Source organism: Streptosporangium jomthongense (genome assembly GCF_042650425.1).
GTDB lineage: Bacteria > Actinomycetota > Actinomycetes > Streptosporangiales > Streptosporangiaceae > Streptosporangium.
Map to the genome: position 1 here is coordinate 249,838 of NZ_JBHSBC010000032.1, position 24,157 is coordinate 273,994.

Annotated in this window: 28 protein-coding genes; 11 read left to right on the plus strand and 17 right to left on the minus strand. The window is 69.9% G+C overall.

Annotation, left to right across the window (positions count from 1 at the left end; translation table 11 throughout):
* Positions 1–26: 26 nt before the first annotated feature.
* Both ACFOYY_RS26715 and ACFOYY_RS26720 read right to left on the minus strand, forming a co-directional pair.
* Positions 27–791: an ABC transporter ATP-binding protein gene (locus tag ACFOYY_RS26715; RefSeq protein WP_386193077.1), complete on the minus strand. Its 765-nt coding sequence runs from the start codon at positions 789–791 to the stop codon at positions 27–29.
* Positions 770–1,276: a PadR family transcriptional regulator gene (locus ACFOYY_RS26720; RefSeq protein ID WP_352009694.1), complete on the minus strand. Its 507-nt coding sequence runs from the start codon at positions 1,274–1,276 to the stop codon at positions 770–772. Before ACFOYY_RS26720 ends, ACFOYY_RS26715 begins: the two co-directional genes overlap by 22 nt.
* 131 nt (positions 1,277–1,407) lie before the next feature.
* On the opposite strand from ACFOYY_RS26720, the gene ACFOYY_RS26725 reads away from it, so the two are divergent.
* The 6 genes from ACFOYY_RS26725 (at position 1,408) to ACFOYY_RS26750 (ending at position 7,762) form a co-directional block, all read left to right on the plus strand.
* On the plus strand, positions 1,408–2,664 hold the full coding sequence (locus ACFOYY_RS26725; protein ID WP_386193080.1) for an ABC transporter substrate-binding protein: 1,257 nt from the start codon (positions 1,408–1,410) through the stop codon (positions 2,662–2,664).
* A gap of 228 nt (positions 2,665–2,892) precedes the next feature.
* Positions 2,893–4,227: an ABC transporter substrate-binding protein gene (locus tag ACFOYY_RS26730; RefSeq protein WP_352009696.1), complete on the plus strand. Its 1,335-nt coding sequence runs from the start codon at positions 2,893–2,895 to the stop codon at positions 4,225–4,227.
* A gap of 11 nt (positions 4,228–4,238) precedes the next feature.
* Positions 4,239–5,756 (plus strand): carbohydrate ABC transporter permease, encoded by a 1,518-nt coding sequence (locus ACFOYY_RS26735; RefSeq protein WP_386193085.1) that lies wholly within the window; start codon positions 4,239–4,241, stop codon positions 5,754–5,756.
* The gene (locus ACFOYY_RS26740) at positions 5,753–6,628 is read left to right on the plus strand and encodes a carbohydrate ABC transporter permease (protein WP_352009698.1); all 876 of its coding nucleotides are present in this window, start codon (positions 5,753–5,755) and stop codon (positions 6,626–6,628) included. Before ACFOYY_RS26735 ends, ACFOYY_RS26740 begins: the two co-directional genes overlap by 4 nt.
* Positions 6,629–6,709: 81 nt before the next feature.
* A complete protein-coding gene (locus ACFOYY_RS26745; protein WP_352009699.1) occupies positions 6,710–7,387 on the plus strand; it encodes a uracil-DNA glycosylase in 678 nt (225 codons plus the stop codon).
* A 36-nt stretch (positions 7,388–7,423) separates the two neighbouring features.
* A complete protein-coding gene (locus ACFOYY_RS26750) occupies positions 7,424–7,762 on the plus strand; it encodes a hypothetical protein (RefSeq protein ID WP_352009700.1) in 339 nt (112 codons plus the stop codon).
* Between the two features lie 2 nt (positions 7,763–7,764).
* Here the strand turns inward: ACFOYY_RS26750 and ACFOYY_RS26755 are convergent, their stop codons facing one another.
* The 3 genes from ACFOYY_RS26755 to ACFOYY_RS26765 all read right to left on the minus strand — a co-directional run bounded on the left by ACFOYY_RS26755 (position 7,765) and on the right by ACFOYY_RS26765 (position 10,581).
* On the minus strand, positions 7,765–8,166 hold the full coding sequence (locus ACFOYY_RS26755) for a VOC family protein (protein WP_352009701.1): 402 nt from the start codon (positions 8,164–8,166) through the stop codon (positions 7,765–7,767).
* A 113-nt stretch (positions 8,167–8,279) separates the two neighbouring features.
* Positions 8,280–9,221: a hypothetical protein gene (locus tag ACFOYY_RS26760; RefSeq protein WP_352009702.1), complete on the minus strand. Its 942-nt coding sequence runs from the start codon at positions 9,219–9,221 to the stop codon at positions 8,280–8,282.
* A gap of 88 nt (positions 9,222–9,309) precedes the next feature.
* The gene (locus ACFOYY_RS26765) at positions 9,310–10,581 is read right to left on the minus strand and encodes a cryptochrome/photolyase family protein (protein WP_386193090.1); all 1,272 of its coding nucleotides are present in this window, start codon (positions 10,579–10,581) and stop codon (positions 9,310–9,312) included.
* 130 nt (positions 10,582–10,711) lie between these two features.
* On the opposite strand from ACFOYY_RS26765, the gene ACFOYY_RS26770 reads away from it, so the two are divergent.
* Both ACFOYY_RS26770 and ACFOYY_RS26775 read left to right on the plus strand, forming a co-directional pair.
* On the plus strand, positions 10,712–11,659 hold the full coding sequence (locus ACFOYY_RS26770) for a MerR family transcriptional regulator (RefSeq protein ID WP_386193093.1): 948 nt from the start codon (positions 10,712–10,714) through the stop codon (positions 11,657–11,659).
* Between the two features lie 80 nt (positions 11,660–11,739).
* Positions 11,740–12,264, plus strand: a complete 525-nt coding sequence (locus ACFOYY_RS26775; RefSeq protein WP_352009705.1) for an RNA polymerase sigma factor — start codon at positions 11,740–11,742, stop codon at positions 12,262–12,264.
* Positions 12,265–12,267: 3 nt separating this feature from the next.
* Here the strand turns inward: ACFOYY_RS26775 and ACFOYY_RS26780 are convergent, their stop codons facing one another.
* From ACFOYY_RS26780 to ACFOYY_RS26810, 7 genes are all read right to left on the minus strand, one after another.
* The gene (locus ACFOYY_RS26780) at positions 12,268–12,630 is read right to left on the minus strand and encodes a YdeI/OmpD-associated family protein (RefSeq protein ID WP_362777169.1); all 363 of its coding nucleotides are present in this window, start codon (positions 12,628–12,630) and stop codon (positions 12,268–12,270) included.
* Positions 12,631–12,635: 5 nt separating this feature from the next.
* Entirely contained in the window at positions 12,636–13,049 is a 414-nt protein-coding gene (locus ACFOYY_RS26785; RefSeq protein WP_386193097.1) for a VOC family protein, read from the minus strand.
* A gap of 89 nt (positions 13,050–13,138) precedes the next feature.
* The gene (locus tag ACFOYY_RS26790; RefSeq protein ID WP_352009708.1) at positions 13,139–13,360 is read right to left on the minus strand and encodes a BldC family transcriptional regulator; all 222 of its coding nucleotides are present in this window, start codon (positions 13,358–13,360) and stop codon (positions 13,139–13,141) included.
* Positions 13,361–13,377: 17 nt separating this feature from the next.
* Entirely contained in the window at positions 13,378–13,611 is a 234-nt protein-coding gene (locus tag ACFOYY_RS26795; protein ID WP_386193100.1) for a hypothetical protein, read from the minus strand.
* A 469-nt stretch (positions 13,612–14,080) separates the two neighbouring features.
* Positions 14,081–14,437 (minus strand): hypothetical protein, encoded by a 357-nt coding sequence (locus ACFOYY_RS26800; protein ID WP_386193103.1) that lies wholly within the window; start codon positions 14,435–14,437, stop codon positions 14,081–14,083.
* Positions 14,434–14,886 carry a hypothetical protein gene (locus ACFOYY_RS26805; protein ID WP_386193105.1) on the minus strand — a complete coding sequence of 151 codons (453 nt, stop codon included), beginning with the start codon at positions 14,884–14,886 and terminating at the stop codon, positions 14,434–14,436. Before ACFOYY_RS26805 ends, ACFOYY_RS26800 begins: the two co-directional genes overlap by 4 nt.
* Positions 14,883–15,089, minus strand: a complete 207-nt coding sequence (locus tag ACFOYY_RS26810; RefSeq protein ID WP_386193108.1) for a hypothetical protein — start codon at positions 15,087–15,089, stop codon at positions 14,883–14,885. Before ACFOYY_RS26810 ends, ACFOYY_RS26805 begins: the two co-directional genes overlap by 4 nt.
* 467 nt (positions 15,090–15,556) lie before the next feature.
* On the opposite strand from ACFOYY_RS26810, the gene ACFOYY_RS26815 reads away from it, so the two are divergent.
* Genes ACFOYY_RS26815 through ACFOYY_RS26825 form a run of 3 tightly spaced genes read left to right on the plus strand, consistent with a single transcriptional unit; the run spans position 15,557 to position 16,810 of the window.
* The gene (locus ACFOYY_RS26815; protein ID WP_352009714.1) at positions 15,557–16,393 is read left to right on the plus strand and encodes a helix-turn-helix domain-containing protein; all 837 of its coding nucleotides are present in this window, start codon (positions 15,557–15,559) and stop codon (positions 16,391–16,393) included.
* Positions 16,381–16,599: a DUF397 domain-containing protein gene (locus ACFOYY_RS26820; protein WP_352009715.1), complete on the plus strand. Its 219-nt coding sequence runs from the start codon at positions 16,381–16,383 to the stop codon at positions 16,597–16,599. Before ACFOYY_RS26815 ends, ACFOYY_RS26820 begins: the two co-directional genes overlap by 13 nt.
* Positions 16,600–16,633: 34 nt before the next feature.
* Complete coding sequence (locus tag ACFOYY_RS26825; protein WP_352009716.1) at positions 16,634–16,810, plus strand: DUF397 domain-containing protein; 177 nt, start codon at positions 16,634–16,636, stop codon at positions 16,808–16,810.
* 12 nt (positions 16,811–16,822) lie between these two features.
* Here ACFOYY_RS26825 and ACFOYY_RS26830 read toward each other — a convergent pair whose 3' ends face one another.
* The 5 genes from ACFOYY_RS26830 to glgX form a co-directional block, all read right to left on the minus strand.
* The gene (locus ACFOYY_RS26830; RefSeq protein WP_386193112.1) at positions 16,823–17,326 is read right to left on the minus strand and encodes a GNAT family N-acetyltransferase; all 504 of its coding nucleotides are present in this window, start codon (positions 17,324–17,326) and stop codon (positions 16,823–16,825) included.
* A 48-nt stretch (positions 17,327–17,374) separates the two neighbouring features.
* Positions 17,375–17,752: a DUF4265 domain-containing protein gene (locus ACFOYY_RS26835; RefSeq protein ID WP_386193115.1), complete on the minus strand. Its 378-nt coding sequence runs from the start codon at positions 17,750–17,752 to the stop codon at positions 17,375–17,377.
* Between the two features lie 127 nt (positions 17,753–17,879).
* A complete protein-coding gene (locus ACFOYY_RS26840) occupies positions 17,880–19,745 on the minus strand; it encodes a malto-oligosyltrehalose trehalohydrolase (RefSeq protein WP_386193117.1) in 1,866 nt (621 codons plus the stop codon).
* Between the two features lie 3 nt (positions 19,746–19,748).
* Positions 19,749–21,974 (minus strand): malto-oligosyltrehalose synthase, encoded by a 2,226-nt coding sequence (gene treY / locus ACFOYY_RS26845; protein WP_386193119.1) that lies wholly within the window; start codon positions 21,972–21,974, stop codon positions 19,749–19,751.
* Positions 21,967–24,072: a glycogen debranching protein GlgX gene (glgX, locus tag ACFOYY_RS26850; RefSeq protein ID WP_352010166.1), complete on the minus strand. Its 2,106-nt coding sequence runs from the start codon at positions 24,070–24,072 to the stop codon at positions 21,967–21,969. Before glgX ends, treY begins: the two co-directional genes overlap by 8 nt.
* Positions 24,073–24,157: the final 85 nt, after the last annotated feature.

Below are 24,157 nucleotides of genomic sequence, written 5' to 3' on the forward strand. Positions count from 1 at the left end.
GGGGGTGTGTTCGGGAACAACGCGGGCTATCCCCGCAGCTCGACGACGTCGCCCGCCGTGCCCCTCGGGCGGCGGCGGGCGGTTCCCAGGGCTCCGTCGTCGACGATCTCGCCGTCGAGCAGGGTGATCACCCGGTCGGCCAGGCTGGCGACCCGGGCGTCGTGGGTGACCAGGACGATGGTCTGCCCGTCGCGGTGGACCTGGCCGAGCAGGCGCAGGACGTCACGGGTGTTGCGGCTGTCGAGGTTGCCGGTCGGCTCGTCGGCCAGCAGCAGGCTCGGCTTGTTGGCCAGCGCGCGGGCCAGCGCGACCCGCTGCTGCTCACCGCCGGCGAGCTGGGCGGGCGAGGCGTCGGCGCGGCCGGTCAGCCCGAGCTCGCCGAGCAGGTGCTCCCTGCGCTCCCTGGCGTCGCGGGCCGAGGCCCCGGCCAGCAGCGCGGGCAGCTCGACGTTGTCGGCCACGGTCATGTTGGCGACCAGGTTGAAGAACTGGAAGACGAAGCCGATCTTCCGGCGTCTGAGCAGCGCCCACGCGCTCTCGCTCATGGTGTCCGCCCGCTTGCCGTCCAGCCAGATCTCCCCGCTGGTGCGGGGGTCGAGGCCGCCGAGCATGTGCACCAGGGTCGACTTGCCCGAGCCGGAGGGGCCGGTGATCGCGACGAACTGTCCCGGCTCGACCACCAGGTCGACCCCGCGCACCGCGGGCACCGGCACGGCGCCGTTCTGGTAGATCTTGACCAGATTGACCGTACGGACGACCGGGGGGTGACTCACGAAAGGTCCTCCTGACATCGTTCGAGCCAGTCGAGGTCGGCCTGCAGATGCAGCATGGCCCCCTCGATCAGCAGGAGTGCGACGTAGTCCTCCCGGTCTGTCCGGTCGGCGAGTTCGTTGAGGTCGCGCATGAGCCCGAGATAGTGGCGGCGCTGGCGGTTGATCAGCGCCATCCGGTCGGCGATGCCGGTCATGGGGGCCAGGACGAGCTTCATGAAGAACTCGTCGCGGACCCTGGGGCCCTCGGTCGGCTCCTCCACCCACGCGTCCAGGGCGTCCCGGCCCGCGGCGGTCAGATAGTACACCTTCTTGTTCGGCCGGTTCGACTGCTCGACGTCCACGGCGCGGATCAGGCCGTCCTTCTCAAGACGGCCCAGCGTGACGTAGATCTGCCCGATGTTCGGTGACGGGTAGGCCCGGCCGAAGATCTGCTCAAGCGCCTGTTTCAGCTCGTATCCGTGGGCAGGTTCCTTCGCGAGGAGCGCCAGCAGCGACTGTCTCACCCCCCACCTCCTCGACATGCTCGTTACCTGAGCGTTACGGGACTATCCGTTGACGTCCACATTAACGCTGTGCATAACATGCATGCATCTACCTAACATGTATGTAGCCGCCAGGAAACAGGGAGGCAATCGTGCGCCACCTCCTTCTCGTCACTCTCGTCGTCGTTCTGGTGACGGGGTGTTCGGGAGTGGTCGCGCGGGACGCCGACCGCTCCGGCGGCAGCGGTCCGTTCACCTTCGTGACGGGCCGTGACACCACCGGTTATCTGCGACCGCTGATCGACCGGTGGAACCAGACACACCCGGCGGAGCAGGCGACGCTCCTTGAGCTTCCCGAGGCCGCCGACGAGCAACGCGCGCAGATGGTCGCCAACCTGCAGGCCAAGAGCGACCGCTACGACGTGCTCGGCCTGGACGTGGTCTGGACGGCGGAGTTCGCCGACGCCGGCTGGATCGTGCCGCTCGAACGCGGCATGTTCCCGCTGGACAGGTTCCTGCCGTCCGTCACGGACACCGCCGTCCACCGGGGCAAGCTCTGGGCCGTGCCGTACACCAGCAACGCCGGGCTGCTCTACTACCGCAAGGACCTGCTGGCCAAGGAGGGCTTCACGCCGCCCACGACCTGGGCGGAGCTGCGCAGGCAGGCCCGTGCGCTGCACGACAGGTACGGCATCGGCGGCTACGCCGGGCAGTTCCTCGCCTACGAGGGGCTGACCGTCAACTTCGCCGAGGCCGTGCAGTCGGCGGGCGGGCAGATCCTCAACCGCGACGGCACCCAGGTCACGATGGACACCGCCAAGGCCACGACCGGGCTCGACTTCCTGGTCAACGGTCTTCGTGAGGGCTGGATCCCCCGCGAGTCCCTCTCCTACAAGGAGGAGGAGTCACGGCTGGCCTTCCAGGAGGGCCGCCTGGCCTTCTCCCGCAACTGGCCCCACGCCTACGGCCCGGCGACGACCTCGCCGATCGGCCGCAGGTTCGGGGTGACCCGGCTGCCCGGCCTCAACGGGCCCGGCTCCAGCTCGCTGGGCGGGATCAACCTCGCCATCAGCGCCTACTCCAAGCGGCAGAAGTCCGCCCTGGAGTTCATCCGCTACTTCACCGGGCTTGAGAACGAACGCCGGGTGCTCGCCGACGGGTCCTTCCCCCCCGTCTGGGCCGAGCTCTACGACGACCCCGCTCTGATCAAGCGCTTCCCCTACCTGCCGGTGCTCAAGGACAGCCTGCTGTCCGCGCGGCCCAGGCCGACGAGCGCCAACTACAACCAGCTGAGCCTGGTGATCGCCAGTGCGGTCTCCAACGCGCTCACCCCGCCCTTCGACGAGGACAGCGGCGACGTCGTCACCTCGATGAAGGGTCAGCTCGACGAGATCATCCGGGCTCGATGACGGGGGTCACCCCTCCGTTCCGCGAGTCGTCATCCCTTCCCTTCCCCTTGTTTCTGTCTCTTTCCGTCTCTCTCCGTTCTCGGCGGACGCCCGTGGGCATCCCCACCGCGCGGCGTCCGCCGTACCTCACGCCTCACCTCACCACCCCAGGACCGGGGACAGGCGGTCCCCCCGCACCGATCGCCTGTCCCCCCATCTCCGTTCCGTCAGCACAGGAGGTTCGCCAGAATGCGTAAGACCATCGCCACGGTGACGTTGACGGGCCTGGCGCTCGCGCTCGCCGCGTGCGGCAGCCAGGACAACGCGTCCTCGACGCCCGCCCCGGGCGACAGCGCCCCGGCCTCCTCGGCCGCCGCGGGAGCCAAGACCCTGGACGGCGTGACCATCGAGGTCGCCGCCAAGTGGACGGGCCAGGAGCAGGAGAACTTCCAGCAGGTGCTCAAGGCGTTCGAGGCCAAGACCGGTGCCAAGGTCACCTACGCCTCGACCGGTGAGGACACCGGCGCCTACCTCGGCCCGCGCATCCAGGGCGGCAGCCCGCCGGACATCGCGATCCTGCCCCAGCCCGGCCTCGTCCAGCAGTACGCCAAGGAGAAGGCCCTCAAGCCGCTCACCGCCGAGGTCCAGAAGCAGATCGACGACAACTACACCCCGTACTGGAAGGAGCTCGGCTCCGCCGACGGCCAGGTCTACGGCGTGCTGGTCAAGGCCGCGCACAAGTCGCTCGTCTGGTACCGCGACCAGGCGTTCCAGGACGCGGGCGCCCAGCCCCCCGCCACCTGGGACGACCTCATCAAGACGGCCCAGACCGTCGCCGACTCCGGCACCGCCCCGTTCGCCCTCTGCGGCGCCTCCGGCTGGACGCTGACCGACCTGTTCGAGAACGTCTACCTCTCGACCGCCGGGCCGGACAACTACACCAAGCTCTCCAAGCACGAGATCCCGTGGACCGACGCGACCGTGACCACCGCGCTTGAGAAGATCGCGCAGATCGTCGGCAAGAAGGAGTTCCTGCTCGGCGGCCCCTCCGGCGCCCTGCAGACCGACTTCCCGACCTGCGCGACCCAGGTGTACGGCCAGGACAAGGCGGCGATGGTCATCGAGGCCGACTTCGTGGCCACCTCCGCCGAGCAGTCGGGCGCCAAGCTGGGCGAGGAGGCCAAGTACTTCCCCTTCCCCAAGGCCGGTGACACCGAGCCGGTCGTGCTCGGCGGCGACATCGCCGTGGCGCTGAAGGACTCCAAGGGAGGCATGGCCCTGCTTGAGTTCCTCGCCTCGAAGGAGGGCGGCGAGATCTGGGCCAAGCTGCCCGGCTACCTTTCGCCCAACCGCAACGTCTCGCCGGACAACTACCCGGCCGAGCTGACCAAGAAGCTCGCCCAGACGATCATCTCCGCCGGTGAGGCGGTCCGCTACGACATGTCCGACCTCGCGCCGAGCGCGTTCGGCGGCACCGAGGGCAAGGGCGAGTGGAAGCTCCTGCAGGACTTCGTCCGCGACCCCTCCGACGTCAAGGGGACCCAGACCAAGCTTGAGGACGAGGCCAAGAAGGCCTGGAAGTAGGGGGACCGGCCGTGACCAACCGGTTGGACGGCCCGCAGGGCCCGAGGGAGGGCGAGGGCGCCTCCCCCGGGCCCGGGCCCGGCCCCGCGACCCCGCAGGGCCAAGCGGACGATCCCCCGCCGTCCGCCACCGCGCCGGAGACGGCCGGGGCGACAGCGGAGGCCACGACGGCGGGAGCCGCGGCCCGGGGGTCTGCGGCTCCCGCTCCTCCCCCGAATCCCTCGAATCCCTCGGGCCGCCGGGGAAGGCTCGGCCCCTCCCCGACGCTGGCGCTGGTTTTCCTGCTGCCCGCCGCGGTCGTCCTCGGCGCGCTGGTGATCTACCCGATCGTCTACTCGATCTTCCGCAGCCTCTTCGACGCCACCGGGGACACCTTCGTCGGCGCCGGGAACTACGCCGCGATCTTCAGTGACTCCTCGACGCTGACCACGATCAGGAACAACCTGATCTGGGTCGTGTTCGCCCCCGCCATGGTCACCGCGATCGGCCTGATCTTCGCGGTGCTGACCGAGCGGATCCGCTGGGCCACCGCGTTCAAGCTGGTCGTCTTCATGCCGATGGCCGTCTCCCTGATGGCCTCCGGCGTCATCTTCAGGCTCGTCTACGAGCAGGACCCCGACCGGGGCGTGGCCAACGCCGTGATCACCTCGGTCCAGGGGATCTTCGGCCCCTCCCACGGCTATCCCGACGCCAGGCCGAGGGAGAACGACGCGGCGCCGGTCGTCCCACGCGACGGCGCGGTCGTGACCAGGCAGACCGTCAAGCCGGGCCAGGCCGTACAGGTGCCGCTGGTGGGCGTCAAGCCCGCGACGCTCGCCTCCGCCTCCGCGGCCAAGGCGGCGCAGCCGGTGCCCGGCGAGCTGACCGGCACCGTGTGGGTCGACTTCACCCAGGGCGGCGGCGGCACGCTCAACCAGGTCGACGGCACGGAGAAGGCGCTGGCCGGGGTGACGGTCGAGGCGGTGCGCGGCGACGCGGTCGCGGCGACGGCGACCACCGAGGCCGACGGGACCTTCCGCTTCGCCGGTCTGCCCCAGGGCGACTATCTCCTGCGGCTGCCGCCGTCGAACTTCCAGGAGCCCTTCAACGGCGTCTCCTGGCTCGGGCCGACCCTGATCACCCCGGCCATCATCGGGGCGTTCATCTGGGTGTGGGCCGGGTTCGCCATGGTGCTGATCGCGGCCGGGCTCGCGTCCATCCCGCGTGACGCGCTTGAGGCGGCCCGCATCGACGGGGCGACCGAGTGGCAGGTGTTCCGCAAGATCACCGTCCCGTTGCTCTCCCCCGTGCTGCTGGTCGTGTTCGTCACCATGATCATCAATACGCTCAAGGTCTTCGACCTGGTCTTCGTGATCGCCCCGGGCTCCGTGCAGCCGCAGGCGAACGTGATCGCGCTTGAGATGTGGCGGGTCTCCTTCGGCGGCGGAGGCAACCAGGGGCTGGGCAGCGCGCTGGCCATCTTCCTGCTGATCCTGGTCCTGCCGTTCATGATCATCAATATCCGCCGGTTCAGAAGGGACAACCAGTGACGACCCCCGCGCTGGGCGCGCCGAGTCGCGGCCCCCTCGGCAGGGCCGTCGACCGGATCGGCGGCGGCCTGCTCCAGGCCCTGATGGTGGTGATCGGCCTGTTCTGGCTGGTTCCCACACTCGGCCTGTTCGTGGTCTCGATCAGGAACGAGACCGCCAACAACTCCACCGGCTGGTGGACGGCCCTGACCAGGCCGGCCGAGCTGACCCTCAGGAACTACTCGGACCTGCTGGCGACCGGCTTCACCTCCTCGTTCTGGAACACCGTCCTCATCACCGTCCCGACGACCGTCCTGGTGATCGGCATCGCCGCCATGGCGGCCTACGCCTTCGCCTGGATGGAGTTCCGGGGCAGGGACACCCTGTTCCTGGTGGTGGTCGGCCTGCTGGTCGTACCGGTCCAGATCGCACTGATCCCGATCGCGAAGCTGTACGGCACGCTCGGGATCTTCGGCTCCATCGCCGGGGTCGTGCTCTTCCACACGGCCTTCGGCCTGCCGTTCGCGATCTTCCTGCTGCGCAACTTCTTCGCGGGCATCCCGCGCTCGCTGCTAGAGGCGGCGCGGATGGACGGCGCGGGCGAGTGGAAGATCTTCTCGACCGTGGTGTTCCCGCTGGCCAAGCCCGCGGTGGCCTCGCTGGGGATCTTCCAGTTCCTCTGGGTGTGGAACGACCTGCTCGTCGCCCTGGTCTTCGCCGACACCGGCAACCAGCCGATGACCAAGGCCCTGCAGTCTCAGATGCGGCAGTTCGGCACCAATATCGACATCCTTGCCCCCGGCGCCTTTTTGTCGCTGATAATCCCATTAATCCTGTTCTTCGCATTCCAGCGGTATTTCGTGCAGGGCATGATGGCGGGCTCCGTGAAATAACGACAGGGGCAGGTCAGGTACGGCTCGCGTGATTCGTCACGCGAGCCGTACCTGGTCGCAAAACTCGATAGGGTTTTCGGCATGGCCGCACGTCCTTTGAACGAAGTCGTGGAAGCCGGGTGGGCGCAGGCCCTGGAACCCGTCGCTGACAAGATCGCCGAGCTGGGTGACTTCCTCCGTCAGGAGGTCGCGGAAGGCAGGCAGTACCTCCCCGCGGGAGCCAACGTGCTCCGCGCCTTCCAGCAGCCCTTCGACCAGGTGAAGGTGCTTATCGTCGGGCAGGACCCCTACCCGACCCCGGGACACCCGATCGGCCTGAGCTTCTCGGTCGCCGCCGACGTGCGCCCGATCCCCGGCAGCCTCCGCAACATCTACAAGGAGCTGACCGAGGACCTCGGCCTGCCGATGCCGAGCAACGGCGACCTGACCCCCTGGACCGACCAGGGCGTCCTGCTGCTCAACAGGGTCCTCACCGTCATGCCCGGCAAGCCCGCCTCGCACCGCGGCAAGGGCTGGGAGGAGGTCACCGAGCAGGCCATCAAGGCCCTCGTCGCCCGCGACCAGCCCCTGGTCTCGATCCTGTGGGGCCGCGACGCCCGCTCCCTGCGCCCGATGCTCGGCTCGACCCCGGCCATCGAGTCGGCCCACCCGAGCCCGCTGTCGGCCCGCAGCGGCTTCTTCGGCTCCCGCCCCTTCAGCCGCGCCAACGACCTGCTGCAGCAGCAGGGCGCGGCACCGGTCGAATGGAAGCTGCCGTAGTCTGATCGTCCCTTGTCGGGGCACTAGGATTCCACCATGAGTGATGAATCGGGCACCGAACGCTATCTGCGTCTGACGATCGAGCTGACCGTTGAGGTGCAGGACCTCGCCGGGCTCCAGGAAGCCGCGCTGAAGGAGATCAACCACCCCGACGCCGACCTGGACGACGACGAGCGCAGGGAACAGGCGGAGATGGTCTCCGCCGACGAGACGGGGGCCACGGCCCTGCAGTGGCTCATCGAGCCGGACCACGTTCTGGGCCTGATCGAGCACGTGGAGCAGGTCGAGCCCCGCGAGGCCGTGCTGGGGGTCGAACCCTCAGACGGCCCCTCGGACGAGGAAGACGACCACGACCACCACGGCCACGACCACTGAGATCAGTCGTCGGCCTCGAAGCCGTCCCCGAAGGCCCAGAGCTGGCCCTCCAGATCGAAGGCCATGTAGATCCTGGTGCCCTCGGGGGTGGTCTCGGGCTCGACCACGATCTCGGCGCCCCGCGCCACGGCCTGCTCGTAGTGGGCCTCAAGATCCTCGACAACGACGAACACGCCCTGGCTGACCGCGGGCAGGTCGAGGGCGCTGCGCAGGTAGGGCTCGCCGGGCCGTACCGAGGCGAGCACGATCACCGCGTCCCCCAGAGTGAGCCGGGCGTACCCCACTCCCCCGTGAGAGCCGGGCACCGTGACCGACGGCCGGAAGCCGAAGACCTTGCCCAGCCATTCGATGGCGCCCGGGGCGTCCTGGTAACGAAGGAACGGAACCACACTGGGGTTCGACATGCGGCCCTCCACCGAGACGATGCGATGTCTTAAGCCCAGAGCTTGTCACCGTTGGCCGATCACGTCAGCATGTCCGCCACACCTTCCGTTCCGGCCGTCCGGTCCGTCCTCTCTCAGCCCGCGAGGAGCTCCTCCCTGCGGGCGATGAGCAGGTCACGCTGACGTGCCAGCTCGGCGTGGTTGGTGGTCAGGGTCGCGACCGTCTCCTGCACCCATTGGGCGATCTCGGCGACCGCCTCGCCGGTGCGGGAGATCTTCTGGTGCTTGATCGCGTCCACGATGATGTTGTCGAAGAACATGTCGGCGAACCAGCGGGTGTCCACCTCGGGCATCTGGGGGTTGACGTGCACCCCGACGTCGGCCAGCTCCCTGGAGAAGACGTCCAGCGCCCGCTGCGCGTGCCAGGCCGCCTCGTCGGCGTTGCGCAGGTGGCCGTTCTCCACCATGTCGGCGAAGCCCCCGCCGCCGCTCAGCATGTCCCAGCGGGAGGCGCCCCGGGCGCTGCCGAGACTGTGCAGGACCTGGCCAACGGCCTGGACCGCGCCGACCCCCGCCTGGCGCGCCTCCTCATGCTCGCGCAGCCCGGCGTCGGTGTCGGCGAGCCGCCGGGAGATGTCGGTGAGCTCCCTGCCCTTCGGGTCGCCCGACTCGACCAGCATGCGCTCCTTGCGTTCGAGCAGCGCCGCGTACTCCTCGCGCGCCGTGCCCACCTCGGCGAGGCCGCTCTCCACGGCCGCCATGTCCGTCTCCAGCCACCCCAGGCGGCCGCGCTGCCCGTCAAGGCGCTGCCGTACGGCCTGCGCCTCGGCCCGCTCCTTGGCGAGCCGCTCCTCCTTCGAACCGGCGAGCCCCGCAAGGAACGCCGTGAAGCCGCCCGCCTCCAGCCGAGAGACGTCCTTCTCCTCCTCGGCGAGCCGTTCCTCAAGTTCCGCGAGCAGCCGCCCGACCTCGTCGAGTTGCAGGGCCAGTCCCTGACGCTGGGCCGTCAGCCGCTCAAGACGCCGTACCCGCTCACGGGCCGCGCGCAGGTCGTCGTCGATGCCGTCGAAGATCATCACATCAGTGCGACGTACGGCACAGGCGAATTGTTCCGCTCCCGACATATCAACACTTGCGGTCAGGGCCGAAACACGGCCCGCGACCTCACTCCATGGTCACCAGGGGTGGCGGGTAGCCCTCGACCCCGCCGGGCAGGCGCCAGGGCCGGTGAACCGCCCTGTCCGGTACGGCCCGCAGCTCGGGCACGTGACGACGGACGTACTCCCCCGTCGGGTCGAACCGTCTCGCCTGCCTCAGCGGGTTGACGACCCGGTTGGGCCTGGTGTCGTTGCCCGTCCCCGCGACCCACTGCCAGTTGCCGTAGTTGTCGGGCACGTCCCCGTCGAGCAGCAGCGAGAAGAAGTGCTCCGCGCCCACCCTCCAGTCCACGCCCAGCCTCCTGACCAGGAAGGACGCGGTGACCATCCGGGCGCGGCCGTGCATCCAGCCCTCGGCGAGCAGCTGCCGCATGCCCGCGTCCACGATCGGCACACCGGTCCTGCCCTCCCGCCAGGCCCGCGCGGCCTCCTCGTCGTGGCGCCAACGGTGTCCGCGCGGCCGGTAGTCGTCCCGCGTGATGCCCGGGAAGGCCCGCGTGACCTGGTGGAAGAAGTCGCGCCAGCAGAGCTGTCTGACGAGGTCGTCACCGGGCCGCCGTGATTCGAGCTCAAGGGGCGACAGGCAGCCGAAACGCAGGTAGGGGCTGAGCCGTGAGGTACGGTCGCCCGCGAGGTCGTCGCGCCTGTCGGCGTAGTTCTCCGCGTCGTACCTGAGCCAGGTGTTCATCCGCTCCCTGGCGGCCCGCTCACCGCCGGGGAAAGGCCCTCCGGGGCCGGGCTCGGGCAGGGTGCCGGCGTCGAGTCCCTCGGGCAGGACGACCTCGCGCGGGGCGTCCAGCAGCCGCCTGCGGCCGTGCTCCGCCCAGACCCGCCAGTAGGGCGTGAACACCCGGTAGTGGTCACCGCCGCCGGAGGGCCGCAGGGCGCCGGGAGGCACGATCGTGACACCGGGGAAGGTCAGGAAGGCCGTCCGCGCGCGCTCGCACTCCTCGGCGAGCCTCCGCTGCCTGCGCGAGGCCAGGACACTGACGTCCTCGCTGACATGCACGGCCCGGGCACCGACCTGACGGGCCAGACGCATCGTCTCGGTGACCGTGTCGCCCCGGCGGACCAACAGGTCGCCCCCTCGTTCGCGCAGGGACCGGCGCAGGTCGGCCAGGCTCTCGGCGAGGAAGGCCGCCCTGCCGTACGGCCGGACGGCGGGGTCGAGCACGAACAGCGGCACCACCCGGCGCGCCCCCGCGCACGCCTCGGTCAGCGCCGGATGGTCATGGACCCGCAGGTCACGGGTGAAGAGGACGATGACGGTCTCGGTCACACGGGGACCTTCGTGCCCGCGCTCCGCGTGGTTGCATCCGGCCGGGGCCGGGTGTCCGAAGGGATCGTCAGGGGGACGAGACTGGCAGGCTGTAGACCGTACGGGAGGGGCCCGTGAATGGGGTGAGACGGTGACGGACGAGCAGGAGCCGGGATATGGCATCGGGGCCGTCGCCCGCAGGCTCGGGGTGCCCGCCCCGACCCTGCGCACCTGGAATCTGCGCTACGGCCTCGGCCCGAGCCGCCGCAGCCCCGGTGGGCACCGCCGCTACGACTCCGCCGATCTGCGCCGCCTTGAGGAGATGAACCGGCTGATCAGGCAGGGGGTTCCGGCGGCCGACGCCGCCAGGCGGGTCCTGCGGCCCGGCGCCCTGCCCCTCCAGACGCCGGAGCCCGCGCCGGTCCCTGTCCCTGCCTCGGGTTCGGGCTCGGTCCCTGGCTCAGGTTCGGGCTCGGGTTCGGAAGGGGAGGCCGCGATCCCGACGGTGGCGATGCTGGCACGGGCCGCGACCGCGCTGGACAGCGGGGGTGTCTCCGACTGGATCGACGCGGCGCTGGCCAGGCACGGCGTCGAGTGGACCTGGCACACCCTGGTGCTGCCGGTCTTCGAGGCCATCTGCAGGCGTCAGGCGGAGACCGGAGCGGGCATCGAGATCGAGCACCTGTTCTCCGAACGGCTGCTCGGCGCGCTGACCCGGATAGGCCGTCCCCCCGCCCTGCCGGTCAACGACCGTCCCGTGCTGCTGGCCTGCGCGGAGAACGAGCTGCACAGCATGCCGGTCCACGCGCTGGCCGCCGCGCTGTCCCTGGAGGGCGTCCAGACGCGGGTGCTCGGCGCGCGGACGCCGTACCCGGCGCTGGGGGACGCGATGCGTCGTCTCGGCCCTGCGGTGGTCTTCGTCTGGTCCCAGATCCCCGAGACAGGGGATCCCGCGCCGCTCGCCTCGCTGCCTCCGCTGCGCCCGCCGAGCCGCCTCATCGTGGGCGGCGAGGGCTGGCGGGAGGGGTTGCCCGCCTCGGTTCTGCGGGTCTCCTCCTTCACCGAGGCGCTCACCGGCGTCCACGCCGCACTGCGCTGACCTGCGCGAGTCGCTTGCCTTCATGCACGCCGGAGAGTATGAATAAGTTTTGAGTAGCTTTTTTCGGCAAGGGGGGCACCATGACAGACACCCTGAACGTCCGGTTCGCCGAGGGTGACGACGCGGCCCTGGCCGAGTGCCTCCACACACACGGCTCGCTCGTGCGCTCCTACCTGCGGCGCTTCGTCGCCTTCCAGGACGTCGAGGACCTCCAGCAGGTCGTGTTCACCGAGGTCTGGCGGTCACGGCACCGCTTCGACCCGGCCCGCAGCCTTCCCGCCTGGCTGCTCGGCATCGCGCACAACCGGGCGGTCGACCACCTGCGGGTGCGCACGTTGCGGACGGTCCCGCTCGACGCGGTCGCCGACCCCGCGGGTCAGGACGGCAGGGCCCACGGGGAGGCCCTGGCCGAACGCGACGAGGTACGGCGGGCGCTGGCCGAACTGCCCGCCCCGCAGCGCCAGGCCATCGAGCTGGCCTACTACGGCGACCTCACCCAGCGGGAGATCGCCGAACGGCTGAGCGTTCCGCTCGGCACCGTCAAGGCTCGCACGGCCCGCGGCCTGCGCCGCCTTTCGGCCCTGCTCACCCCCATGGCGGCGTGACCGTCAGCGGGTCTCGGGCCAGCGGCCGGTGGCCTTGGCGGCCTCGATCGCGGCGTGGCCCGCCGGGCGCATCCGGCCCTCGGCCGTCAGCGCCTCGGCCTTGGCGACGTTGATCTCCGACCAGGGGCTGCGGCGCGCGCGCGGTGAGTAACGCTGCAGGTAGTAGTCGCCGTCGAACGCCCTGCGGTGGCTGTCGATCCATCCGTGGCACAACGCCTCGTCCAGGGCCTCGTCCAGAGTGACGGTGGTGGCGTTGCCGTTCTTCTTGGCGATCATCAGCCAGACGTCGCGGGCGCTGTCGTGGTGCTCGGCCAGCCAGGCCTTCCAGGCGGCGGCATCGTCCAGGATCAGGGCGTTCTCGGTCATCGTGGTCAGCCCTTCCGGCTCGCGAGCACGTTCATGTAGTGGTTGTTGATCATGATGCCGAGGATGTTGCCGAACGGGTCGCGCACCGAGGCGGTGACGAACCCGGGGCCGCGCTCGGTCGGCTTGTCGAACGGGACGGCCCCCATCTCCAGCAGCCGCTCCCAGGCCGCCTCCAGATCGTCCACCGCCCAGTAGACGATCGCCCCGCCGCTCTCGGCGCTCCAGCCCTGCGGGGCGAAGCGCGCGTCGATGACGCCCAGCTCGTGCTGGTAGTCACCCACCCGGAACTCCACATAGACCGGATCGCCCTGCTCGGGCCGCTGGAAGTAGGCCTCCATCCCGAGAAGCTCGGCGTACCAGTCACGGGCGGCGGCGACGTCGTGCGCGTAGAAGCTGATGGTGGTGAGTCCGCGAAGCATGTCCTGCTGCCTTCCGCTCGGTGGCTTGTGAGATCGATCCTGTCAGCCAAAGTGCTCACCGAATGAGCACTTTTACCGGCGACATGAGTTCAGCCGGCGTCGAGGAGGGCCCTGATGTCGCTCTCGCGGTAACGGCGCTGCCTGCTGGGGGTTCGCACCGAGGGGATGCGGCCGGTCAGCGCCCAGCGGTTGACGGTCTTTGGGTCGACGCCGAAGATCCGGGCCACCTCACCGGGGGTGAGGAGCCTGTCGGTGGTGTCCGGGCCGGTGGTGAAGGTGCCGTCCGGGGCGACGGCCTTGAGTGGGGACATGGAGGGCTCCAGAAGGGTCAGTGGCGGCTGCGGTGGAGGATCTCGTCGTGGTGGGCCAGCGCGCCGGCCAGCCGGTGGAGGGTGGTACGGCCGAGCACGTCCCTGGCTCCGGCCGCGCGCTGGTCGGGCCGGAGCGGCTTGTAGCGGATGGCCCACCATCGGGGCAGGCCGGGCAGGTGGAGGTGTTCGTACCGCCAGCCGGGGTGGGCGCTGGTGAGGAGGTCGATCAACCGGCGTTCGTACTCGGTCATGGTCGTCCCTGGTTCCGGGAGTCGTTCCGGGGTGTGCCGAAGGTCTCCCGGGAGTCGTTCCGAGGGCGTTCCGAGAACATTCCGGGAGCGTTCCGGGGCGGGTGCCCGGCCCCGAGCCGGGGAGCACGACGGCCGGGCACCCTGGAGGAGGACCGGCCCCACATGAGGCCGGTGCGCCAGACGACTCCCTCTTCCCCAGCACGCTCGGCGCGCGTGAGAGCCGTCCTGCGAGGGTGTGCGGCCCAGGTCCCTCCTATCTGAGCCGCACGTTCACGGAGGGACGCACGGCCCAGCCCCCCGTCCGAACCGCACGTTCATGAAGGGACGCACGGCCCGGACCCCTCCCGCCCGAGCCGCGCATTCATGAGGTGAGGGGGTGCGGCCCAGGCCCCTCCCACCTGAGCCGCACGCTGAGGAGGTACGGCAGGGCGGCGGGTGGGATGAATGTCCACCGCCCGCCGTACCGGCTTCACGAGCGCAGAAGTCTGCGCAGCGCCGTAGACCGACCAGACACGTCGGCCTGACCAGGGCATACGGCTGGGGAGGTCCGGGCGGGCTGCCTGAACCGGGCGCTCCGGAGGGCGCGGGCGACGGCGACGGCCCGGATACTCGGCGGCACCGCCGGGGACGACTGGGCGGCCAGTTCGCGGTCCAGTTCCTCGGCCGACCCGGCCCGCACCAGCAGCACGTCCCCGGAGCGGGGCCTGCCGGACAGGACGCTTCGGTAGGCGCTCCACAGGCCGGTCGCCGAGTTGTGGAACACCAGCCAGTCAGGGTGAGCCCGCTGTACGGCGTCGCAGCTCTGACGCGCGGTATCCGACGTCACGCCGCCCTCCCACCCGGCGGACGCCGCCCTCCGACACCACCCGGCGAAGGCCGTACCCCGGCGGGTGCCGTTTTCTCGTCTGGTGAGCGTCGTTCTCCGCCGGTCTCCTCGTTCCGCGACCCGGAGGGCGGGCGACCGGAGCCGCCACCCCTTCTGCGCCGAACCGGTGCCGGGGAGAGCCGAGACGCGGGCGTCGAACGAATCGCCCTGATCATCTCCGCCTCCCGCATCCGTTCCTCCAGCCCCTCACCCGTGGAGTCCTCAACGATCACCGGACGAGGGCCGTCCCAGGCGGCCACGGCGTAGAAGCGGCGGCGACCCAGGCTGTAGAGCACCGTCCAGCCCGCCCAGGCCTGGTCGATCCGCTCGGCCTGCGCCCGTGCCGGGCCGTCCCAGACCCGCCTATACACCGGGGCGTACGGCAGGCCCGCACGGTGCCGTCCGGTCACGACGCCACCCCCTTGGCGATCTCCTCCTGCTCGGCCACGGCCGCCCGGACCTCGTCGAAGGTGTCGGCGTCCACGGCCGACTGGGCCCCGGCCCGTACGGCGGTGCGGGGGAAGACGTGGGCGCGGAAGGCCCAGAAGCGGCCCGCGTCACTGATGATCAACCGCCAGCCCGGGATCACCTGGGCCGTGGGGATGCCATGCATGATCTGGACCTCCCGGGTCCGTCCTGTTGGAGAAGCGGCCGGTACGCGGATGGCGGGAAACCCTGCAATAACAGGCAAAAGGGACTTCGGTCGGCTATTTCCCAGATGGCGAGTGTTCGCGCTTATCACCGAAACAACCATCTTCATTACCATACCAATACCCTTAATACCCCTTTTCTGATTGACTTCCGCACCTCCACAGGGAGTTGTGAAGTTGACGGTACCCACCCGGGAGGAAAGTCCGCCCCGAATGCCGTGAGCTGCGGAATACCGATTTCCGCACCCGCGTCGTCGTGAGTGTTCCCTCATGTTCACCATCCCCTCGTCCGCGCCTAGGGTGCCGCTTCGGCTCGTCACCGAGAATCCCAGACACGACGGCCACAGAGCAGCCTGTAATGGCGCACGGTTCCCACACACTTCTTGTGAAGTACTGGCGACCCGGCCCATGAGGATGTAAAGGATTACCCATGGACGTCTCCCAGGAATACGACTCCTCGAAGTCGCCGCGAACCTACTTCGCCCAAGAACTCCGCAGAATTCGCACCGGCAAAGGAATCACCCAATTGCGACTTGCCGACATAATTGGGTGGTCGGAGAGCCAGATCAGCATGGTCGAGCAGGGGCACAGGAAGCCCACGAGGCCCTTCACCGTGGCCGTGGACGCGGCCATGCGCCTCGAAGGACGGCTCATCGAGCTCTACGACATGTTCGACAGCATGGCCGCCCAGTCACCCGAGTGGTTCCGCCCCTGGATCGAGGTCGAGCGCGAGGCGCAGACGCTGCGGGCATGGGAGCCACTGATCGTTCCCGGACTGCTCCAGGTGGAGGGCTACGCTCGGGCGCAGCTGAGCGGTGAGCCGGGGGTCTCGAAGGAGCGGACCGAGGAGCTGGTGCGAGCCCGGCTCGACCGGCAGAACATCTTCGCCCGGCCCGACCCGCCGCGCTTCTGGGTGGTGCTGGACGAGGGCGTGCTGGCCCGGCCCGTGGGCAGCCCCGAGATCATGGCGGCCCAGATCGCCCACCTGCTGGAAGTGGCAGAGGAGGGGCACATCTCCATCCAGATTCTCCCGCACAGCGCCTACAACGTTGTGGGACTGCTGGGCAGCTTTGTGGTCGCCGAGCTTTCCGGTGCGGCCGCGGACATGGTCTACGTGGAATCACAGGGCACCGAAGGGCGAGTGAACGATCGAGTAAAGGAGGTCGAACGTCTACGATTCAAGCACGACGCGATTCGCGCCGACGCCATGTCGCGGCGCGAGTCGCTGAACGCGATCAAGGAGATGATGCGGCGATGGACAGCCTGACCAGGGAACTCGTTTCTGCGGCCTGGCGCAAATCCTCTCTCTCTGGCAGCGACGGCGGTAACTGCGTCGAAGTCGCCCGTCTCGGCGGAGGACACATCGGCGTTCGCGACAGCAAGAACATCACCGGTCCGGCACTGGCCTTCACCGCCTCCGGCTGGGAATCTTTCGTGAAGGGCGTGAAGAACGGCACGTTCGACGCCCTCTGATTCACCCTCGTCGCCCGCCGGAGAGGAAACCATCATGAACACCTGGCGTAAATCCAGCCTCTCCGGCAGCGACGGCGGCGACTGCGTCGAAGTCGCCCACCTCAACGGTCTGACAGCCATCAGAGACAGCAAGAACCCCACCGGCCCGACACTGACCCTCACCCCCGCCCAGTGGCGTTCGTTCATCGGCCATCTGAAGGCCGACGCCTGAGCGCGCTCAATGTCACGGCAGTGAGCGGGTGAGCCACACCACCTCACCGTTTTCCTCCGTGGACAGGCGGTCCCGCTCGAACCCGAGTTTCTCCAGGACGCGGAGCGAGGGCGTGTTCCACGAGCCGACGGTCGACCAGAGCCGTTTCCGCCCGGTCGCCACCGCCGCGTCGAGCACCGCGCGGGCCGCCTCGGTCGCGTACCCGCGCCCGTGCACACGCTGGAACAGCTCATACGCGATCTCGGGCTCCTCGACGGTGCAACGACCGACGATCAGCCCGCAGTAGCCGATGAAGTCGCCTTCCACCCGGCGCCGGACGGGCAGCAGCGCGATCCCCGTGGCCGCCGTCGCGGTGAGCTGCTTCGCGATGATCGCCCGGACGTGCTCAATCGTGGGCGTCCCCTTGCCACGTTCGGCATGCAGGTCCCGAAGCTCGCCGGCGTCCGACTCGGCCCACGGCCGCATCGTCAACCGCTCGGTCTCCAGATGAAACGCCATCGTCTCGTACGCGGCCATGACCCCACTCTGCCTCCCGCGACCATCGGACACCAAACGTGCCCGGCCCTAGGAATCGATCTCCCAGATGAGTGCGCCCTCTTCCTCCAGACCGGCGAGGGTCTTCACCAGAGGGCCCGGGTCGGTGCCTGGAGGGAGATCGACGGAGAGGTAGGTGCCCTGCAACCACTCGTGAGCCAGCCCAGCGGTCACCGCTTCGCCATGAAGAAGCTCGTGGAACCGGTCACGGTGAGGGTGCTGCCGGACCAGGGCGGCCCGCAAAGTGCTGTGACCCGACTTCTCGACCACGGCCGACACCAGGTGCCGGTCGTCGATGGTCACGACGTCGCGATGGCAGATGCCGTAGGTGAAAAACGGCAGACACGTGATCTCGAACCGGTCCGGGGCCACTCGGCGGGTCCACAGCTGTTCGCGCCAGCCGTCCACGCGCTCGGAAAGGTCCGCGTGGATCAGGTAGTCGCTGAGGTCACGGCCGATCGGATCGTCGTGCGCGATGACGGTGATGACGCACCTTCCAGGTGAGAGCCGTTGATGTCAGATGTCGGCCGCAGGGTCACTCAGCCCCGGACGACTGGAGTACAGCCAGCGATCGGGCGGGCAGGAACAGGTCCGGGCCGGTCAGGGTGGTGGTCGGGTCGAGGGCCAGGAGGATGTGGCCGGGGCCGGTCGGCAGGGTGAGGGGGACGGGGCCGAGGTTGGCCGCGATCCGCAGGGCGCCGCGCCGTACGAGAAGCCAGTCGTCGCCGTGGGAGACGGCGGTCCGGTCGAGCCGGGGGTCGGTCAGCTCGGGGTGGGCACGGCGCAGCGCGATCAGGGCCCGGTACCAGTCGAGATGGGCCCGGTGGGCGTCGTCGTCGAGTTCGCTCCAGTCGAGTTTGGAGCGCAGGAACGTCAGCTCCTCGCCGGGGTCGGGGGCCTTGTCCGCCCAGTCGTCGTAGCCGTGGCCGACGAACTCCCGGCGCCGCCGTTCCCCCTCGCCCTCGCGCAGCTGAGGCTCGACGTGGTCGGTGAAGAACAGGAACGGGGTGCGGGCCCCCCACTCCTCGCCCATGAACAGCATCGGGGTGAACGGGGAGGTCAGCAGCAGCCCGGCGGCCAGCCGCAGCGCCTCCGGCGGCATCCGGTCGCCCGTAGCGCGGTTGCCGATCTGGTCGTGGTTCTGCGCCGAGCAGACGAAGCGGTGGGCGGGCACGTGCCCGGCCGGGCGGCCGTGGGAGCGGCCCCTGAAGGAGGAGTAGGTGCCGTCGTGGTAGTAACCCGAGGTCAGCACCTTGGCCAACGTCGCCGTGACGCCACCGGTGGCGTCTCCGGCTGTGACCCCGGTGGCGTCTCCGCCCGTGCTTCCGCTGGTGTCTCCGGCCGTGACCCCGGCTACGGCCCTGGCTTCGGCCCCAACCACGGCCCCGGCGGCTCCGGCCCCGGCTCCGGCTTCGGCACCGGCGAAGTCGGCGTAGTAGCCGTGCCGTTCCCCGGTGACCGCCACGTGTAGCGCGTGGTGGACGTCGTCGTTCCAGGCCGCGGCCAGGCCGTACCCTCCCGCCTCGCGGGGGGTCATCAGCCGGGGGTCGTTGAGGTCGGACTCGGCGATCAGCGTCAGCGGCCTGCCGACGGCCGTGGAGAGGGCCTCGACCTCGACGGCCATCTCCTCAAGCAGGTGCACGGCCCGGGAGTCGTGCAGGGCGTGCACGGCGTCCAGGCGCAGGCCGTCCACGTGGTAGTCGCGCAGCCACTGCAGGGCGTTGCCCACGAAGTAGCGGCGCACCTCGTCGGAGCCGGGGCCGTCCAGGTTGACCGCCTGCCCCCAGAAGGAGGCGGCCGAGGGGTTGAAGTAGGGGCCGAAGGGGGCCAGGAAGTTGCCCGAGGGCCCCAGGTGGTTGTGAACGACGTCCAGGATCACCCCGAGTCCCCGCCGGTGGCAGGCGTCGACGAAGCGCTTGAACCCGTCGGGGCCGCCGTAGTTCTCGGTCACGGCCCACAGGTCGACCCCGTCGTAGCCCCAGTTGCGCGTGCCGGGCACCGGAGGGACCGGCATGACCTCGACGAAGTCGACGCCGAGTTCGGCCAGGTGCGGGAGCCTGTCGATCGCCGCGTCGAAGGTCCCCTCCGGGGTGAAGGCCCCGACGTGCAGCTCGTAGATCACCGAACCGGGCAGGGCGCGCCCGCGCCACAGGTCGTCGTTCCACGCGAACCTGTCGTGCTCGTAGACCCGGCTCGGCCCGAAGATCCCCTCCGGCTGCCTGCGTGACCTCGGGTCGGGCAGCCCGGGACCGCCGTCGAGGCTGAAGCGGTAGTCGGTGCCGTGGCCCGCGCCCGGCACCCGGGCAGACCACCAGCCGCCCGCGCCCAGGGCCATCGGGTGGCGCACTCCGTCGATCTCCACGTCCACCGAGGACGCCTGCGGCGCCCAGACCTCGAACACGGGCTACTCCCTCTCAAGAAGCGCGACCGGGAAGACGGAAAGCAGGTGGGCCAGCGGGACACGCCCGGTGTGGCGGGCGCCGGACAGCAGGTCGAGCCATCTGCCGTGCGGCAGGGTGATCGTCTCACCGCCCCAGCCGCCGCGCGCGGCCAGGCCGACCGGCAGCCGGGTCGCGACCGCCACCGCCCTGTCCCCCCGGGCGAAGGCGACGGCGTGCTCCCCCGTCTCGACCGGCAGGTACGGCAGCGCCGGGTCGAGGCGTTTGCGCAGCCGCAGCGCCTGGGTGGTGACCAGCAGCTTGTCCTCGTCCCACGAGCCGCTCCTGGGCCCGCTCCCGGTCACGGCCAGCAGCGCGCGACGGCGGGCGAAGTCGACCGGGCGGCGGTTGTCCGGATCGACCAGCGAGAAGTCGGTGATCTCGTTGCCCCAGTAGAGGTCGGGCACGCCGGGCAGCATGAGCTGCACGAGCTTCTGGCCGAGGGAGTTGGACCTGGCGTACGGCTCGATCATGGCGGTGAACTCGGCGACCGAGGGGCCGCACTCGTCGACGGCCCGCATGACGAAGTCACGGACGCCCCGCTCGTAGGCGGGGTCCGGGGCCGCCCACGAGATCGCCGTCTTGGCCTCGCGGGCCGCCTTGAGCAGGTAGTCGAAGAACCTGCCCGGCTCGATCGGCCAGGCGGCCATCAGGTTCTGCCAGGCGAGATAGTCGAGCGCCGGGTCGAAGGAGACCTTCGCCGACCACTCCCCCACCGCCCGCGCCCACTCCTGCGGCATCTCGGAGAGTACGGCCAGCCGCGCCCGCACGTCCTCGGAGCGTTTGGTGTCGTGGGTGGACAACGTCGTCATGGTCCCCGGGGACATCTCCCCGCAGAAGGCGTGGAAGTCCCCGACGTCTCCGCCGAACCGGTCGGGCTCGCCGCCGACCTCGTTCAGGCAGGCCAGCGGGTACCACCGATAGAGCGCGGTGTCCTCGACGCCCTTGGCCATCACGGGGCCGCAGGTCTGCTGGAAGCGGACGACGGCGTCGGCGGGGCCGTACAGGACCCTGTCCACGACCTCGGCGACCGGGGCGCCCTCGGGCAGCCTGGCGGCGGCGGCCCGCCCCGCCGCCTCGACGATCGCCACCGACCGCTCGGGGACCGGCTCACCCGGCACGGCGTAGGCCCGGTAGACCGGCATCGCGACGAGCAGTTCGGCCAGCGCCGTACGGTCGGAGCCGACGACCGCGTGCAGCCGGTCGAGTTCGGCGCCCAGGAACAGGTCGATGACCTCCCGTTTCGCACGGCCGACCACGGCGGCGTACTCGCGGGGCATGCCGGTGCGCTCGACGAACAGGTCGGTCAGCGGCTCCTGCCCTGCCGGGTCGACGAACAGGCCGGTGATCCGGTTGAGCACCTCGTAACCGGTCGTGCCGTCGCAGTCCCAGTCGGCGGGCAGCCGTTCCTCCCCCACCAGGATCTTCTCGGCGACCGTCCACACCCCGCAGGCCTCGCGGAGCCTGGCGAGGTAGCCGCGCGGGTCGGCCAGGCCGTCCGGGTGGTCGACCCGCAGCCCGTGGACGATCCCGTCGCGGACCAGCCCGACGATCACCTCGTGGGTGGCGTCGAAGACCTTCTCGTCCTCGACCCGCAGCCCGATCAGCGAGGAGACGTCGAAGAAGCGCCGGTAGCCGGGGCCGCGACGCCAGTCGACCAGCCGGTAGTGGGTGTCGGGCAGCGGGAACTCGTGGTCGTGGTAGCGCAGCACGGGGCCGTCGGCGTGCGGCTCGACCTCATCGCCGAGGACCGGCATGTCCACCCGGCCGCCGCCGCCCGCCCAGTCGATGTCGAACCACCGCGCGTACGGCGAGGCCGGGCCGTCCCTGAGCACCGACCACAGCTGCCGGTTGCCCGACTCGGGGACCGGGACCGTCATGTGGTTGGGCACGATGTCGACCACGACGCCCAGGCCGTGCGCGGTCAGCCGCTCCGACAGCGCCCGCAGCCCCTCAAGGCCGCCGAACTCCTCCCTGATCCGGGAGTGGTCGGTCACGTCGTAGCCGTGGCGGGAGCGCGAGGTCGCCTGCAGGATCGGGGAGAGGTAGACGTGGCTCACCCCCAGGTCGCGCAGGTAGGGGGCCAGCTCGGCGACCTCGGCGAAGCCGAAGTCGGGGGTGAGCTGGAGCCGGTAGGTGGACAGCGGCGGTCCGAAGTCCCGCCCCGCGTTCTCCCTTCGCCCGTCAGACACGCCGCAACACCCGTACCGACCTGCCGGTCACCGGCACCTCCTCACCCGCTCTGCAGACCCTGGTGTCGACGATGATGGGCATCGCCGTGTCGATCTCCGTCACCCACATGTCGCCGTGGTCCTTGGGGATCGTGAACTCGATGACGTCGTGGTGGGCGTTGAACAGCAGCAGGAACGAGTCGTCGACGATCCGCCGTCCCCTGCGGTCCGGCTCGGTGATCGCGTCGCCGTTCAGGAAGACCGCCAGCGACTTGGCGTAGCCCACGTTCCAGTCGGCGTCGGTCATCCGTTCCCCTCTCGGGGTGAACCAGGCGATGTCGCTGAGGTTGTCGCCGGAGCCCCGTACCGGGCGGCCGTAGAAGAAGCGGCGCCTGCGGAAGACGGGGTGCCCGGCGCGGAGCCTGGCCAGGCGCCGGGTGAACTCCAGCAGCAGCCAGTTCTCCCTGACGTCGGACCAGTCGACCCAGCTCAGCTCGTTGTCCTGGCAGTAGACGTTGTTGTTGCCCAGCTGGGTACGGCCGAGCTCGTCACCGTGGGAGATCATCGGCACGCCCTGGGACAGGAACAGCGTCGTCAGGAAGTTGCGTTTCTGCTGCTCGCGCAGCGACTCGATCGCCAGCGAGGCGGGCCCCTCCGTGCCGCAGTTCCACGAACGGTTGTCGTCGGTGCCGTCCCGGTTGTCCTCGCCGTTGGCCTCGTTGTGCTTGCGGTCGTAGGAGACGAGGTCCTGCATGGTGAAGCCGTCGTGGCAGGTGACGAAGTTGATCGAGGCGGCGGGCCTGCGGCTGTCGTCCTGGTAGAGGTCGCTGGAGCCGGTCAGCCGGGAGGCGAACTCCGGCAGGGAGGCGGGCTCGCCGCGCCACAGGTCGCGGATCGTGTCGCGGTACATGCCGTTCCACTCGGTCCACCTGGCGGGGAAGTTGCCCACCTGGTAGCCGCCCGGGCCGACGTCCCAGGGTTCGGCGATCAGCTTGACCTGCGAGAGCACCGGGTCCTGCTGGACGAGGTCGAAGAAGGCGCTCAGCCGGTCGACCTCGTGCAGTTCCCTGGCCAGGGTGGCCGCCAGGTCGAACCTGAAGCCGTCCACGTGCATCTCGATGACCCAGTACCGCAGCGAGTCCATGATCATCTGGAGGACGTGCGGGGAGCGCATGAACAGGCTGTTGCCGGTCCCCGTCGTGTCCATGTAGTAGCGCCTGTCGTCGTCCACCAGCCGGTAGTAGCCGGGGTTGTCGATCCCCCGCATGCTCAGCGTCGGCCCCAGGTGGTTGCCCTCGGCGGTGTGGTTGTAGACCACGTCGAGGATGACCTCGATGTTCGCCTCGTGCAGCGCCTTGACCATGGCCTTGAACTCCAGCACCTGCCCGCCGCGCTGCCCGGTGCTCGAATAGGCGTTGTGCGGGGCGAAGAACCCGATGCTGTTGTAACCCCAGTAGTTCGTCAGGCCACGCTCGGCCAGGACGTGGTCGGTGACGAACTGGTGGACCGGCATCAGCTCGATCGCCGTGACGCCGAGGGAGGTCAGATGGTCGATGATCTCCGGGTGGCCGATGGCCGCGTAGGTGCCCCGGATCCGCTCGGGGATCTTCGGGTGGTTCACGGTCAGGCCCTTGACGTGCGCCTCGTAGATGACCGTGTCGTGGTACGGCGTCGCGGGCGGCCGGTCGTGTCCCCACCCGAAGAACGGGTTGATCACGATGGACCGGGGGACGAACGGGGCCGAGTCCGCGTCGTTGCGCAGGTCGGGGTCCCCGAAGCGGTAGCCGTACACGGCCTCGTCCCAGCGCATCTCCCCCTCGATGGCCTTGGCGTAGGGGTCGAGCAGCAGCTTGGCGGGGTTACAGCGCACGCCCCTGGCGGGGTCGTAGGGGCCGTGCACGCGGTAGCCGTACCGCTGGCCCGGGCCGACGCCCGGCAGGTAGCCGTGCCAGACGTAGCCCTCGCACTCGGTGAAGGGGACCCGCGTCTCGTTGTCCTCCTCGTCGAACAGGCACAGTTCGACCCGCTCGGCGACCTCGGTGAAGAGCGCGAAGTTTGTCCCCGCGCCGTCGTAGGTGGCCCCGAGGGGATAGGGGTCACCGGGCCAGATCTCGATCATCACACCGCCCTTCAGCGGTGGGAAGACATGCCCCATGTTTCCCCTGTCATGCGTGGCGGTGCCCCGGCGTGAGCCTCGGCGCGGC